This is a genomic window from Streptomyces sp. NPDC031225 (genome assembly GCF_055570355.1).
Genome location: NZ_JBVIHJ010000006.1, coordinates 105,469 through 120,035 on the forward strand (window position 1 = coordinate 105,469; position 14,567 = coordinate 120,035).

The following is a 14,567-nucleotide window of genomic DNA, read 5'->3' on the forward strand; positions in this document are numbered from 1 at the left end:
CGGGTGTTGGTCACCTCGGTCCACCTGCGTCACCAGATCCCGCACGCCGCCCTCGCGGAGCTCTATGGCCTGGAGCGGTCCACCATCACCAGGGCGATCGGCGGCACGCACATCCGCGAGCCGGTACAGCGCGTCGCCGGCATCCGCAGCTGGGTCCCGGTCATGTGTAGGCAAGTTTCGGAAGTTCCGATCTTGTCCAGGTACTGCGGTCCCAACGGCAGACCTCGGAGACCAGGAGACGCGGCAGCCCGATCGGCACCCTCCTGCGCCGAGTCGCCGACACTCCGCGTCGGCCATGACTGTCAGACCTCTGCTGTTGGATGCAGATGTGACCATCCACGATGTCGCTCGGCGACTGCCCGAGATTCCCGCGCTTCGCGATCACTGCCGCTCGTTGGCGATGCTCGAAGCGATACTCAGTCCGGAATGGGCCGATCGGTACTACTCCTTCGACGCACACTGGTCCGACGGAGAAGAGATGGCCTCGATGCGCAACGGATCGGGCGACGAGTTCTCCATCGTCTTCTCGGCCGCCGGTGCCTACATCCGTGGCTTCGCCCATGAATCACACATGAGTCCCTATGCCAACGACGGTCCCTGGCCCGGCGTGCTGGACGACGTCCCGGAGGTCTTCCGTTCCTGCGTCGAAGAGCCCGCATTCGCAGACGAGGACGGCATGCCCGCCGTCACCGCCTGCGCATGGCGGGAGCTGGGCGATGAAGCTTGGAAGACGGGGCCGATCGAGTTTCCTGACGACGGTGTCAGCGATCCGGACGGCTCCGAGTACCTGTTCTCACTTCTGACCGACCGGTCTCCGGAAGCGTTCCAGCACTTCGCCGAGGACTACTACGAAAGCCCGGTGCACCTCCCGGCCGTTCAGCACGTGCTTGCGCTGCATCCTTTGACGACCGAGGTGGTTGCGGCCTTGAACCCCCAGATCACGCTGGACGCCCTGACGAAGGACATCGTTGAGATCGGCTACCCACTGGCCGACAACACCAACACCTGATGCAAACGAGCAGCTGCCTACGGGTGACTGGGACGCCGGTCATCACTGCGTCCCAGTCACCCGTAGGCAGCGGAGGTGGCTTCGAACGACTCTTGCGGCCCTTCTGAACGGCTTGGGTTCAAGGAGTCGTCGCAACACGGACAAATACGATCAGGCCCTGGAAGCCGCGCATCAGGTCGTCTTCCCTCTGCTCTGCAGACCGGCCTCACTGCCTGGACCTGGTCCGTACCGGACAGCGCCGCCCTCGACTCGCCCGTCGCGGGCGGCATCCTCCTACTGGGGCAGCGGTGCGACGTCCGCGGCCCTGCGCCGAGCGGTCAGGAAGAGGCCTGCCGCAACGACGGCCGAGGCCAGGCCGAGCAGGCCGACGGCGGCGGCCAGGGTGCCGAGGGCGGCCTTGGCCGCGATCAGCACCAGGGGGCAGATGAACTGGCCGATGAAGAAGGACGCGGTCCACAGCCCGGTGCCACGGCCACGGTCTGCGAAGTCCAGCTTGGACATGGCGATGGTGAGCAGGGAGGGCAGCAGGAGACCGGTGCCGAGGCAGTTGAGTACGGCACCGACGATCAGCACAGGCGTGCTGTCCGCTAGCCACATCACCGCGAACCCGGCCGCGCACAGGGCGAAGACGAGTGGCAGCCGTGGCCCCGGGGCGCCCCGCAGCTTGGCGAAGGTGATCGCGCCGGCCATGGTGGCGGCGCTGGCGATGGCCGTGGCCAGCCCGATCACGCTGGTCGCGGTCACGCCGAGGTCGTCCAGCAGGTAGGACATCTCCACCGGGACGGTGTAGAAGACGAGGGCCCCGAACACGGTGAGCCCGCAGATCCCGGCCAGTCGCCGGAAGGGGAAGGAGCGCTTCAGTGCGACCGTGGTGTCCGTGCTCCCCCCGTCCTCCGCGGCGGCACCGGCGGCACTGGCGGCAGCGCTCGGCTTCGGCAACCCGATGGCCATCAGCGGGGCGATGAGCAGGGCGACGGCGTAGATCCAGAACGGGGTCCGCCAGCCGGCCGAGCCCGCGGCACCGCCGATGACGAAGAAGGCGGTCGCGGAGGCGGAGGCGCACATGGTCTGGAGGGCGAGGTAGCGGTCCCGTACCCGACCGCTGTAGTAGTCGCCGATCAGCGTGGTGCAGCAGGTCATGATGGCGGCCTCGGCGATACCGACCAGGGCGCGGCTGGCCACGATGGCGCCCAGCGACTCCAGCCACAGCGGGGCGGTGCCGAAGATCGCGTACAGCACGGTCGCGACGATCAGCAGCCGCTTGCGGCCGAGCCGGTCGACGATGACGCCCGCGAAGGGGGCCAGCAGGCCCAGCGCCAGGGCCGGGACGGTGAGGGCCATCGGGACCAGGGCGCCCGCGCCTGGCACGTCGGCGAAGTGGTCCTGCATCTTGGGCAGCACGGGGGCGATCAGGACGGCCCCGAGGATCGGCAGACAGCTGCCGGCCATGAGGAGAGCGACGCGCAACCGGTGCGCGGTGCCGGAGGTCGGAAGGATGGCGCCGGGCGGCGCCACCGGTTCCGCGTAAGCGGGCGGGGACGATGGCGGTGGCACGGAAGCGGGCATGCGGGAACTCCACGTGGCGAGGCGAGGGGCGGGCACGCCACCGGGGAACAGACACCCCGAGAAGGGGAGCGTGCGCAGGAACTGGGGTCGACTATGAGTGAACGGCCCAGCCCTGCCTAGCCTCTGTCCGATCGATCTGCCGGATCGCGATCATCCTTGCCGTGGATGGTCGCCGCGACCCGTGCCGCCGTCTCCCGCAGCCAGATGTGCGCCGCGTCGTGCGTGTGGACCGGATGCCACCACAGGGCTTCCCGGAGCGGCACGGCGTCGTAGGGCGGTTCCACGACCCGTACCGGGACAAGTCCGTCGAGCCGGTCGGCGAGATGCCCCTGGATGAGGGCCACCCGCCGCGTCCCGGCAACCAGGAGGGGCATCAGCTGGAAGCTGTCGACGGAGACCTCGACGCGCGGCTCGATGCCGAGCATGCCGATCTGGCGGGCGGCGGGCGCGTCGTACGTGCGCTGGTACGTCACCCACGGCAGCCGGGCCAGGTCGTCGAGGGTGAGGTGCTCGCCGACCTCGGGATTGTCGTCGGCGACGAGGTAGACCCAGCGGTCCCGGTAGAGCTCCACGGTGGGAAAGTCGCTGATGATGCCGTGCGGCAGCAATAGGCCGTCGGCGGTGCTGAGCAGCGCAGCGGTGTTCTCTGTGATGTCCGGCGGGGCCTGTTTGAACCGGAGCCGGATGCCTGGTGCCTCGGCATGCACCGTACGGGCGAGTTCGGCGCCGAAGACGGCCACCGCGTAGTCGGAGGAGATCAGCGTGAACTCGTGCTCTTCGTGGGCGGGGTCGAACTCGGCCTGGCTGGTGAAGACCCGTTCGAGCAGGTCGCAGGCGGTGGCGGTGCGGTCGAGGAGGGCAAGGCCGAGGGCGGTCAGTTCGTAGCGTCCGCCGACCCGGGAGAGCAGGTCGTCGTCGAAGTGACGGCGCAGCCGTGCCAGTGCGGCGCTCATCGCGGGCTGGCTGAGGCCGATGCGTCGGCCGGCTCTGGTGACGTTGCGCTCCTCCAGGAGGGCGCGCAGGGCGACGACGAGGTTGAGGTCAAGGCTGGCCAGGTTCACGAGATGCCCCCCGTGCGGAGTAGAAACTGAGCCCCGGGTATTCGCGGCCTGGATTTGGATCATCCAAGGAATCGATTTCCCCGATCGCAATTTACGCGCCAGATTGGTGACATCGCAATCGGGAGGACATCTCCGTGAAATCCGCAGCCACGTCGGCGCCCCTCTTCACCGGCCCCTTCGCCCTCGGCACCTTCTCCGCCCCGGGCAGGACCCCGTCCGCAGGACTGGTGCTCCCGGACGGCAGGGTGCAGGACCTGCGTACGACCACCCTCGCGCTCCTGGAGCGCTGGGACGAGGAACTGCCGCGCCTGCACGGCCTCGCGAGCGATCCTGCCGGTGACTGGCTGTCGCTCGACGGCCTGAATGTGCACGCGCCCGTCGAGCCCCGGCAGATCTTCCAGTCCGGCGCCAACTACCGGCAGCACGTGATCGACCTGGAGGTCGCGCACCGCGCCCCGGACGACCCGCGCACTGTCGAGGAGGCCCGCGCCGAGATCGCGGCAATCATGGACAAGCGGGCCGCCGAGGACCTCCCATACGTCTTCATCGGCCTGCCGACCACGATCACAGGCCCCTACGACGATGTCGTACTGCCCTCCTGGGCCAAGAAGCCCGACTGGGAGCTGGAGCTGGCAGCGGTGATCTCCCGCCCCACCCACCGGGTCACGGTGGAGGAGGCCCTTCAACACGTCGCGGGCTACACCATCGCCAACGACCTCACCGACCGGTCCACCGTCTTCCGCCGGGACATGCCCGCCATCGGCACCGACTGGCTGCGCTGCAAGAACGCGCCCGGTTTCACCCCGCTCGGCCCCTGGATCGTCCCGGCCGGGTCCATCGCCGACCCGTCCGACCTGCGGGTCACCCTGAAGCTCAACGGCGAGACCATGCAGGACGAGTCCACCAAGGACATGATCTTCGGCGTGGCGCGGATGGTCTCCTACATCTCCGAGACCGCCCAACTCCTGCCCGGCGACCTGGTGTTGACCGGCAGCCCGGCCGGGAACGGCATGCACTGGGGTCGGCTGCTGCGCGACGGCGACGTGATGGACGGCTCTGTCACAGGACTCGGTGCCCAGCGCACCCACTGTGTCGCGGAGGTGGCACCGTGATCGACCGCACGACTGTGCCTGATGCAAAGGACGCCGAGGGTGCGATCGCCGAGGCCGCCAAGGCGTACTCCAACTGGGGCCGTTGGGGTGAGGACGACGTCCTCGGCACGCTCAACTTCCTGAACGCCGAAAAGCGCCGCGAGGGCGCGGCCCTCGTCCGCGACGGCGTCAGCTTCTCGCTCTCCCAGCGCTTCGACATGAACGGCCCGCAGAAGGGCTGGCGCCGCCGTACGAATCCGGTGCACACCATGCTCGACACCGGCACCGACGCCGCCCTGGGCAACCAGGGTTTCCCGCACGGCATCGGCGGTGCCGACGACGTGATCGCGATGCCGCTGCAGTGCTCCACCCAGTGGGACGGCCTCGGCCACATCTTCGACCACGGCAAGGCATGGAACGGGCGGGCCGCCGAGAAGGTCGTCACCTCCGACGGCGACCTCGTCACGGGCATCGAGCACATGGCGCCGTACGTGGCCGGGCGGGGCGTCCTCCTCGATGTGGGCCTGGTCGTCGGCCGTAACGGCGAACTGCCCGACGGCTTCGCCATCACCGAGGAACACCTGACCGCCAGCGCCGCGGCGCACGGCGTCACCGTCGGCCGCGGCGACCTCGTCCTCGTCCGCACCGGACGGCTGGCCCGCGCCAAGCGCGACGGCTGGGGCGAGTACGCGGGCGGTCCCTCGCCCGGCCTGAGTTTCACCACCGCCGGCTGGCTGCACGGCAGTGAGATCGCCGGGATCGCCACCGACACCTGGGGTTTCGAGGTCCGGCCCAACGAGTTCGACCACGCCTTCCAGCCGCTGCACCAGGTCGCCATCCCCAACATGGGCCTGCTCATCGGCGAGATGTGGGACCTCGACGCCCTCGCCGACCACTGCGCGGCCGACGGGCGCTACGAGTTCTGGCTCACCGCCGCGCCACTGCCCATCACCGGCGCCGTCGGCTCCCCCGTGAACCCGATCGCCGTCAAGTAACGCCCCGGACCGGCCGAGTGGGCCGCCCCGACAGCCACACCCATCCGGCCCGCACCACCACCCCTGCCGCTCGAAGCCGCGCGGCCCCACCGCAGGGAGACCTCATGACCGACCCCCGCCCCCGCACCGTCCTCGTCATCGGCGGCGGCGCCTCCGGCAACGCCGTGACCGTGCTGCTGCGGCGAGCGGGCATTGCCGTGGACCTGATCGAGGCCAAGCCCGACTGGAACGTCCTCGGTTCCGGCATCACCCTCCAGGGCAACGCGCTGCGCGTGCTGCGCGAGCTGGGCGTGTGGGACAAGGTCCAGGAGAGCGGCTACGCCTTCGACTCGGTGGGCCTGGCCGCGCCCGACGGCCACGTGTTCCACGTCCAGCAGGACATCCGTACCGGCGGGGAGGATCTGCCCGCGACCATCGGCATGCAGCGGCCCCGGCTCCAGGAGATCCTGTGCGAGGCGGTCCGGGCCAGTGGTGCGGCGGTCCGTCTCGGTACCACCGCCGACGAGCTGGTCCAGGACGAGACAGGCGTCTCCGCCCGCTTCAGCGACGGCAGCGAGGGCCGCTACGACCTCGTCATCGCGGCCGACGGTCTCAACTCACTGACCCGCGCGATGATCGGGATCGGCGAGAAGCCCGAGCCGACCGGCATGGCCATCTGGCGCGTCGCGGCACCCCGCCCGGCGAGTGTGGAGCGCACGGACCTGGTCTTCGGCGGGCCCTGCTACATCGCCGGCCACTGCCCCACCAGCGAGAACACCATCTACGCCTATCTCGTCGAGGCCAACCGCGACCGCGCCTCCATCGACCCGGCCTCGTACGCGGACGAGATGCGGCGCCTGGCAGCCCCGTACGGCGGCGTCTGGCCCGAGATCGCCGCGAGCATCACCGACCCGGCCAAGGTCAACTACACCTGGTTCGACCGGTTGCTCGTCGAGGGTTCCTGGCACCGCGGCCGGGTCGTGCTGGTCGGCGACGCCGCCCACGCCTGCCCGCCCACCCTCGCGCAGGGCGCGGCCATGTCGCTGGAGGACGCCTCCGTACTGGCCGAGTTGCTGAGCGCGGAGGAGTCGTGGGATTCCCCCGGCTCCCTCGACGACCTGCTGACCCGCTACCACGAGCGCCGCATCGACCGTGTCCGCATGGTCGTCGAGGCCTCGGTGCAGCTCGGCCAGTGGCAGCTGGACGGCGTCCGTGACGCCGACGTGCCCGGCCTGATCGGCCGCACGATGTCCGCCCTGAAGGAGACCCCGTGACGACCCCGGACACCTTGGGGGCCCCGGCAACCCCCACCATCGACGTCCACGCGCATGTCCTGCTGCCGCAGGTCGAGGAGGCCGTCGCCGGACACCCCGGGCTGGCCGCCGCCCGCAGTCTCGACGCCCGCCGCAACGGCCCCGAGGCGCTCGCCGTCAGCGGCCCGATGGTCCGCGACCGTATCCCTCGACTGACGGACGTCAAGGCCCGGCTCACCGCGATGGACGCCTCCGGCGTCGACGTCCAACTGGTCTCGCCGTCCCCGTCGCACTACCACTACTGGGCCGACGAGGACCTTGCCCGCACGGTGTGGGAGCTGGCCAACGCCGGCACCGCCGCCCACGTCGCCCAGGCCCCCGACCGGCTTCACGGACTGGGCCTCGTCCCGCTCCAGCACCCGGACCTCGCCGTCGAGGCCCTCGACCACGCCCTCGGCCTGGGCCTGCGCGGAGTGGAGATCTCCAGCCACGCGCCCGGGCGCGAGCTTTCGGACCCGGCGTACGAGACGTTCTGGGCGCTCGCCGAGACGACCGGGGCGCTGCTCTTCCTGCACCCCTTCGGCTGCACGCTCGACGAGCGCCTGGACCGCTGGTACCTGTCCAACACGGTCGGCCAGCCCACCGAGAACGCCGTCGCGCTCTCCCACCTCATCTTCTCCGGGGTGCTGGACCGCCACCCCGGCCTGAAGGTGATCGCCGCACACGGTGGCGGCTACCTGCCCACCCACATCGGCCGCTCCGACCACGCCTGGCGGGCCAGACCGGACACGCGGGGCTGCGCGTCCGAGCCGAGCAGCTACCTCAAGCGGCTGTACTTCGACTCGCTCGTCCACGACCCGCACGTCCTGCGCGAACTGATCCGGGTGGCCGGCCCCGACCGTGTCCTGCTCGGCTCGGACTTCCCCTTCGACATGGGCACCGAGGACCCGGTCGGCGCGCTGCGCGCCGCCACGGACCTGCCCGACCCCCACTTCCACGCCGTACGCGGCGGCAACGCGGCAGCGCTGCTGCGCCTCTCCTGAGGAGCCAGACATGACCAACGACCTGCCCAACCGCCTGCTCACCCACCTGCGGCACGTCGACCTCGCCGTGCCCGACTACGACAAGCAGCTCGACTTCTACGCCGGAGTCTGGGGCCTGACCAAGGTCGCCGAGGACTCGGGCATCTCCTTCCTGGCGGCGGAGGGCAGCCCCGAGCAGTACGTCGTACGGCTGCGCAAGGCAGACGAGAAGCGGCTCGACCTCGTGTCCTACGGCGCCGCGTCGGCCGTCGACGTGGACACGCTTGCCGAGCAACTCCTCGCAGACGGAGTGCAGTTGATCTCACAGCCGGGCAAGGTCGACACCCCCGGCGGGGGCTACGGCTTCCGCTTCTTCGACGGCGACGGCCGCACCATCGAGGTCTCGGCGGAAGTCGAGGCCCGGCGGCACCGGCGTATCGAGGAGAAGGAGGCCATCCCGGTCCGCCTCTCGCACGTCGTCCTCAACTCCCCCGACCTGGACGCCACCCGCGCCTGGTACGAGCGCCACCTCGGCTTCCGGCTGTCCGACACGCTCAGCTCCCCGCACATGGGCGAGGTCATGCACTTCATGCGGATCAGCAACCAGCACCACTCGATGGCCCTCGCCAAGGGCCCGCACACCTCCCTGCACCACGTCTCGTTCGAGATGCGCGGCCTGGACGAGTACATGCGCGGCTCGGGGCGAGTGATGCGCTCCGGTGCCCGCAAGGTCTGGGGGCCGGGCCGGCACATGGCAGGCGACAACACCTTCACGTACTTCCTCGACCCGCACGGCAACACGGTCGAGTACACAACGGAGTTGGAAGAGCTCGACGAGGACACCTGGCATCCGCACGTCTACGACTTCTCCCGGCCCGAGGTCACCGACCAGTGGGGTACGGCGAACCCGATGAACGAGCTGGTCGCCAAGGAGTCCTTCAACGACGTCGACCGCGGTGTCTTCGTCGCCCCGCCGGTCTGATCGCCCTCGGTTCCGGGGGCACGGAACGGTCCATGATCCATGCCCTGACTCCCCCGCTCCCCCGGCCCACTCCTACGCCACACCCAGGAATGCCATGCGCTTCGCCACGTACGAACACCACGGCCGCCGCAGCGTCGCCACCGTGAATGACGACGGCACCCTCCACCCCTTCCCCGGCCGCGCCTCGCTGCTCGACCTGCTCCGGGCGGGCCCCGCGGCCCTGCGTGAGGCGGGCAACGCCACGCCGGCCGTGCCGGGCGGCCCGCATGTCTCGCAGGTGCGGCTGCTGCCGCCTCTCCAGCCGCCGTCCGTACGGGACTTCGTCACCTTCGAGGAACACGTCGAGGGCGTACGGCGCAGCATCGACAACGCGGCGGGGGTCCCGGACGCCTGGTACGACGCGCCGACCTTCTACTTCACCAATCCGTACGCCGTCATCGGCGCCCACGACGACGTGCCCGTGCCGCCCGGCTCCTCGGTCCTGGACTTCGAACTCGAAGTCGCCGCCGTCATCGGCCGCGAGGGCCGCGACCTCACACCCGAGCAGGCCCGCGACCACATCATCGGCTACACGGTCTTCAACGACTGGTCCGCCCGCGACCTCCAATCCGCCGAGATGAGGGTGGGGTTGGGCCCCTGCAAGGGCAAGGACACCGCCGCCACCCTCGGCCCCTACCTGGTCACCGCCGACGAGCTGGAGCCGTACCGGGACACCGACGGTTTCCTGCGGCTGGCGCTGACCGCTTCGGTGAACGGCGAGGTGGTCGGCGAGGACCTGCTGTCCAACATGAGCTGGACCTTCGAGGAGATGGTCGCCTACGCCTCGCGCGGCACATACGTCCGTCCCGGTGATGTGCTCGGCTCCGGCACCTGCGGCAACGGCGGCTGCCTGGCCGAACTGTGGGGCGTACGCGGCCGACAGGAACCCCCATCACTCAAGCCCGGCGACACCGTCACCCTCACCGTCGAGGGCATCGGCACCGTCTCCAACACCGTCGTGCCCGGCGCCGGACCGGTACCGATCCCCCGGGCCCGCAAGCGCCCGCGGCTGCGCCCGTGAACCGCGGGGCCGCGAACAGGCTGGACGGCAAGGTCGTCGTCGTCACCGGAGCCGCGCGCGGGCAGGGCGCGGCCGAGGCCGAGGCGCTGACCCGGGCGGGGGCGGTGGTCGTCGCCACCGATGTGACTCAGGCTCCGGGCTGTCTGTGTCTGGACGTCACGGAGCCGAAGGAGTGGGCGGCGCTCGCCGAAGGGCTGCGTCGCCAGTACGGAGAGGTCCACGGCCTGGTCAACAACGCCGGCATCACCTGGCGCGCGCGGCTCCACGAAGTCACGCCCGAGGACTTCGCCCGCGTCCAGGCGGTCAACGTCACCGGCCCGCTCCTTGCCATGCAGCACCTGGCTCCGCTGATGCCTCCGGGCTCGTCGATCGTCAACGTCGGCTCCTCAGCCGGGCTCACCGGGCACTACCCGGTCGCGTACACGGCCAGCAAGTGGGCGCTGCGCGGCCTGTCGAAGGCGGCCTGTGTCGAGCTGGGCCCGCGGGGCATCCGCGTGAACACCGTCCATCCCGGCTTCATCGAGACCGAGATGACCGCCTCCGCCGTGCCCGCCTTCCGCGAGGCGAACATCCGCCAGACGCCGCTGGCCCGCACCGGCACCGTCGACGAGATCACCCCGCTGGTGGTCTTCCTCCTCTCCGACGACGCCTCCTTCATCACCGGCGCCGAGATCCCCGTCGACGGCGGCTTCACCGCACACGGCGGCGCCAAGTCCATCTCCGACGCCCTGCGGCCGGCCTCCGACTGAGCCTCCAACTATGGTGCCTTCAGGCGCCGGGCTGATCATTCTGCTGACACCACCTCACCCCCTGTGTCAGGGTGCGGTGGTCGGAATCGGCAGACGGAGGGGCGTGCGTGGAAGCGCGGGTGTGGGACGCACTGGTCGGTGTGGCGAAGCAGGCGTATACCGCTGGGCTGGGCGAGGGCGCGGTGCCGCGCCCGTTCATCATGCCGCTGGTGCGGGGCGAGTTGGTCGGGATGATCTGGGTCCGCCCGATCAAGGTCGGGCAGGACGCGCTCACCGGGATCGCGGAACTCGCGAACATCGCCGCGGCCGCCGGCGCGGACGAGGTCGTCCTCGTCTGGGAGACCCACGATGTCGCCACCGCCTGCGAGCTGCCGGTCGTCGGTCCGGCGCCGTGCCTGAACATGGTTCTCGCCACGCCCGACGGGCACGTCCTGCACCAGTTTCCCTACACCGAGCAGCTCCTGGCGCGCAGTGCCGAGGACTGGGCGTCGGTTGCCCCCGACTGGGGGCCGGCCCCGGCGCCGCAGCCAGGCGGCGAGCTGGTGCCGCCGATCCGGGCCGCAGTGGACTTCTCCTTCATCCCGCTTGAGCTGGACCACCCTTCCCCGTTCGGCGTCACCGTCGTGCTGATGGAAGAGGACGGCTACCGGGTACGCCTGACCGAAGCGTTCGCCTGCTGAGTGCCAGGACCACTCCGCAGCTTCAAATGACCTGTCCGCCGCACGGGTTGACCTGACGCGAACAGCCGCTACGTCGTCGCCGCCCACCGGATCAAGCCCGAGCCTGGTGCAGGGCGGCAGGATCCGCAGGGGGCCCACGAGTCGGGACCGCCAGGCTGGCGCGTCCCGCCACGGGATCCAGGAGCTTGCGCATCCGGCACGACAGGCGCTGCCGGCGTCGGCCGACGATGACGGAGTCGAGGTCGTCCTGAGCTCCGCAGCCGTGGAGCGTCAACGAAGGTCTCCCGGGCGAGCCCGCGCCCGCGCGGGCCCCGCCTCCCGGTCGCACGCGGCATGATCAGTGTTCTGGACCGGGTGGTCGAGGCCGCGGTGCTACAGAATCGTGTAGGCCCGACACGACTCGAAGGGGCCGTCGTCCATGCGGCTGCGGGCGCCCGAGACGCTGCGGCCACGCTCGGTACGGCCTTGGGCTATCAGCGGGACCGGTGTCGTCCGTGCTTGCGGCGGTGCCCCGGTTCAGCGGAACCAGTTCAGGCTCTTCCATACGTGCGGCGGCCGCGGCGTCTGTGTCAGCAGCAGTTCAGGTCGCCGATTCCGGTGCCTTCTGGGGCAGCTTCTTGGCGACTTGCTCCGCCATCATCCCGGCGACCTTCCCCACAGCGGCGTTCGCCGACGGGGCGCCGAACAGCACGCCGAAGAACAGCATGAGCACCCCCATGGTCGCGTCATCGACGTCATCGCCCTCGTCGGAAAAACAGATTGGGCCAGCTGTAGAGGTATGCGAGTCTCTGGGCTATACGCACCATGTGACCGAAGTACTGGGCCACATCTGCGGGCACAGTGGCCGGAAGGGCGAAGATGCCGGGCACCCCGGCAGCGGCGGAGAGAGCGCTGACTCTTCCGGTTTCGAATCGGATGGAGTCGTTGGCCAACTCATCGAGAACCTCGACAGTGATGCCCGCAGCAGCGGGGGTCTCCTCTGTCGCCCTTCGAAGGACGCCTTCGGAGCGGTGGCGAGCCAGCACACTCCAGAGGTGCGCCTCCCTGTCGATACGCACACCAGGAAGCTTTGCTGCTGCCAGCAGCACCGCAGAGAAGCGCGACTCGGGGTTCTCGATCCCTTTGCCCCGTTTCATAGCAGGAACCTGCAGTAGCTCCACGCTCCAAGAGCCGTACTGTGTCAGCTCCGTTGAGACCTCCGCACGCAAGTGACGATGGCGTGCGGGGCGGGTCCGTCACGATGTCGATCGCTGCCCAGGAAGGCGACCACAGTCGCAAACTGACCACCTCCGGGCAGACGTTGAGCACTGCGGTAGCCAGTGCCGGCGCGGCACCCGGCAAACAGACGCAAGGACTGCTGAAGGCGCAGCAGCGGGGGCGGACATGCACAGGGCCCTCGACAAGCACCAACCCACCGACAGGCCCTGCCATCGATGCCGCCTCTGGCAGAGTTTCGCGAACTACACGAAAGTGGTCCCCAAAGTGGTCCCCAACGCCGGGCGCTGCGTCGTCACATTGAAGGACGCGGCCTTCGCACCGCCATCAAGCTACCCCCTTGCCATTCGCCAGGCGCTCACGCAGCGGAAGACCCACTTGGGGCCGTGTGACTGAGAGCAGACATTCCCTCGTCCCCCTGCCGAGTGGGCCGAGCACTCCTCAATCGGCGCAGTTGGGTTCAGACGGCCGATCAGGAATCAGATCCACCATCAATCACCCGGGTTACGCAGAAGTTGGCCAACCAGCGCGCGTCCGGGCCATGGCGCGCCCCCCTGTCACTCCAACACTCCCTTACCGGACATGCAAAACGCTGATATTACGGACTTCTGCACAAGGGGTACGAAAGTGACAAGCACTGACTCAGGCTCCGATGATGACACCACGAGCCACGAACCGCAGGGCGAGGCCGACAAGAGGGATAACAGGACCAGGATCCTGATCGCGTCCATCGGCGCACTGGCTGCCGTAGCCGCCGCCAGCGCCGGAGCCTTGTTCGCTCAGGGCGGTGATGCCAAGGAACCACCGCCCCCCTCTTCGGTAGCCTCACGCGTCTCGACCAAGGTTGAGATAGAAGACCCGTGCGATCTGCAACGGCTCGCCGACTCCTGGAATCAGCCACCGTCACAGCGCTACAACGAGACGCTCTTCGCGAACCTCGAGGCGCCCCGTGTCTACACGCAGGTGGGCGGCCCGGCAAGGAGCCCTGAAATCAGCGTGAAGGGGCGGATGAGCCTCAACATCCCGGCGGGCCAGGTTCTCTACCTGGTCACCCGTCCCGACCCCGATTCGAAAGACGAGTTCGGCCACCCAGGAAGCGGCCGCTACTATCCGGGCACACCCGTCAGCCTCACAGCCAGCGGCTGTTGGGAGGACGACAACCACCCGGTCGGCTATCCCGGCGTCGAGGGAATCAGCGAGACCTACCTGCTCGTCCTCGTCGGTTCCGAGCAGGCCGCGAAGTTCCCGGCCGACCGCATGGCGAAGGACTGGGACGGATACAGCGCGGACGACTGGCGTGCGATCAGCAAGATCGACGTCATGAACTTCCATGTCTCGACGGCCTAGCGGATCACGGGCTGCCGAATCACCCTCCGGCCAGGTTCCCCAGCACAGTGAGTAGCCTCTGAGCTGCGGAAACAGAAGACGGCAGACGATTCGGACCTTGCCGGCCTGGTGCACCTGCGCCGATACGACACCGTCACCCGTCGCACCGCTGGCCTCGGCGTCTCCGTCGGCGCCACTCATGCCAGCGCCGCTGCTGTCACCCATCTGCTCGCCAACCGCGCATCCGGCCTGCTGCGCACCCGGCGCAAGGCCGGCCCCAGCTACGTCCGAATCGGTGGCAGCTTCGCCGAGCGCGAGGGGTCGGCGACAGTCGGGCTGGCTTCCGCCACAAGCACCGTCGTCATCTGCGAACTCCAGCCCACCGCAACCCTCGCCGACCGCGCCTGTATGGCAGCCGATCTTTGGGCGACGACAGCCCTCGGAAGGGCGCCCGGCCGTGATGTCCAACCCCCAACAGGCCGTCAGCCGCGCGCTGTCCGCGACCCGGGCACCGACCGAGCGCGGAATCGCACGACTGAAGTCATGGCGCGTCTTCCGTCGACCCCGGTGCAGCCCGAT

Annotated in this window: 12 protein-coding genes and 1 pseudogene; 10 read left to right on the top strand and 3 right to left on the bottom strand. The window is 69.5% G+C overall.

The window, feature by feature from the left end:
• Window positions 1-328 precede the first annotated feature (328 nt).
• Window positions 329-1,009, top strand: a complete 681-nt coding sequence (locus ACZ48Z_RS12245; RefSeq protein WP_468735743.1) for a hypothetical protein — start codon at window positions 329-331, stop codon at window positions 1,007-1,009.
• A gap of 273 nt (window positions 1,010-1,282) precedes the next feature.
• Here ACZ48Z_RS12245 and ACZ48Z_RS12250 read toward each other — a convergent pair whose 3' ends face one another.
• Both ACZ48Z_RS12250 and ACZ48Z_RS12255 read right to left on the bottom strand, forming a co-directional pair.
• Entirely contained in the window at window positions 1,283-2,575 is a 1,293-nt protein-coding gene (locus ACZ48Z_RS12250) for an MFS transporter (protein ID WP_468735744.1), read from the bottom strand.
• Window positions 2,576-2,691: 116 nt separating this feature from the next.
• A complete protein-coding gene (locus ACZ48Z_RS12255; RefSeq protein ID WP_468735745.1) occupies window positions 2,692-3,636 on the bottom strand; it encodes a LysR family transcriptional regulator in 945 nt (314 codons plus the stop codon).
• A gap of 134 nt (window positions 3,637-3,770) precedes the next feature.
• On the opposite strand from ACZ48Z_RS12255, the gene ACZ48Z_RS12260 reads away from it, so the two are divergent.
• The 8 genes from ACZ48Z_RS12260 to ACZ48Z_RS12295 all read left to right on the top strand — a co-directional run bounded on the left by ACZ48Z_RS12260 (window position 3,771) and on the right by ACZ48Z_RS12295 (window position 11,447).
• The gene (locus tag ACZ48Z_RS12260; protein ID WP_468735746.1) at window positions 3,771-4,748 is read left to right on the top strand and encodes a fumarylacetoacetate hydrolase family protein; all 978 of its coding nucleotides are present in this window, start codon (window positions 3,771-3,773) and stop codon (window positions 4,746-4,748) included.
• Window positions 4,745-5,722, top strand: coding sequence for a cyclase family protein (locus ACZ48Z_RS12265; RefSeq protein ID WP_468735747.1), 978 nt, complete (start codon window positions 4,745-4,747; stop codon window positions 5,720-5,722). Before ACZ48Z_RS12260 ends, ACZ48Z_RS12265 begins: the two co-directional genes overlap by 4 nt.
• Window positions 5,723-5,826: 104 nt before the next feature.
• Complete coding sequence (locus ACZ48Z_RS12270) at window positions 5,827-6,975, top strand: FAD-dependent oxidoreductase (protein WP_468735748.1); 1,149 nt, start codon at window positions 5,827-5,829, stop codon at window positions 6,973-6,975.
• Complete coding sequence (locus ACZ48Z_RS12275; protein WP_468735749.1) at window positions 6,972-7,997, top strand: amidohydrolase family protein; 1,026 nt, start codon at window positions 6,972-6,974, stop codon at window positions 7,995-7,997. Before ACZ48Z_RS12270 ends, ACZ48Z_RS12275 begins: the two co-directional genes overlap by 4 nt.
• A gap of 10 nt (window positions 7,998-8,007) precedes the next feature.
• Window positions 8,008-8,958: a VOC family protein gene (locus ACZ48Z_RS12280; RefSeq protein WP_468735750.1), complete on the top strand. Its 951-nt coding sequence runs from the start codon at window positions 8,008-8,010 to the stop codon at window positions 8,956-8,958.
• Window positions 8,959-9,052: 94 nt separating this feature from the next.
• On the top strand, window positions 9,053-10,018 hold the full coding sequence (locus tag ACZ48Z_RS12285) for a fumarylacetoacetate hydrolase family protein (RefSeq protein WP_468735751.1): 966 nt from the start codon (window positions 9,053-9,055) through the stop codon (window positions 10,016-10,018).
• Complete coding sequence (locus ACZ48Z_RS12290; RefSeq protein ID WP_468735752.1) at window positions 10,015-10,767, top strand: SDR family NAD(P)-dependent oxidoreductase; 753 nt, start codon at window positions 10,015-10,017, stop codon at window positions 10,765-10,767. Before ACZ48Z_RS12285 ends, ACZ48Z_RS12290 begins: the two co-directional genes overlap by 4 nt.
• Before the next feature lie 107 nt (window positions 10,768-10,874).
• The gene (locus ACZ48Z_RS12295) at window positions 10,875-11,447 is read left to right on the top strand and encodes a hypothetical protein (RefSeq protein WP_468735753.1); all 573 of its coding nucleotides are present in this window, start codon (window positions 10,875-10,877) and stop codon (window positions 11,445-11,447) included.
• A gap of 598 nt (window positions 11,448-12,045) precedes the next feature.
• Here ACZ48Z_RS12295 and ACZ48Z_RS12300 read toward each other — a convergent pair.
• A pseudogene (locus tag ACZ48Z_RS12300) lies at window positions 12,046-12,583 on the bottom strand (hypothetical protein); the annotation flags it as partial.
• 706 nt (window positions 12,584-13,289) lie between these two features.
• Between ACZ48Z_RS12300 and ACZ48Z_RS12305 the strand changes: the two are divergent.
• A complete protein-coding gene (locus tag ACZ48Z_RS12305; protein ID WP_468735754.1) occupies window positions 13,290-14,009 on the top strand; it encodes a hypothetical protein in 720 nt (239 codons plus the stop codon).
• Window positions 14,010-14,567: the final 558 nt, after the last annotated feature.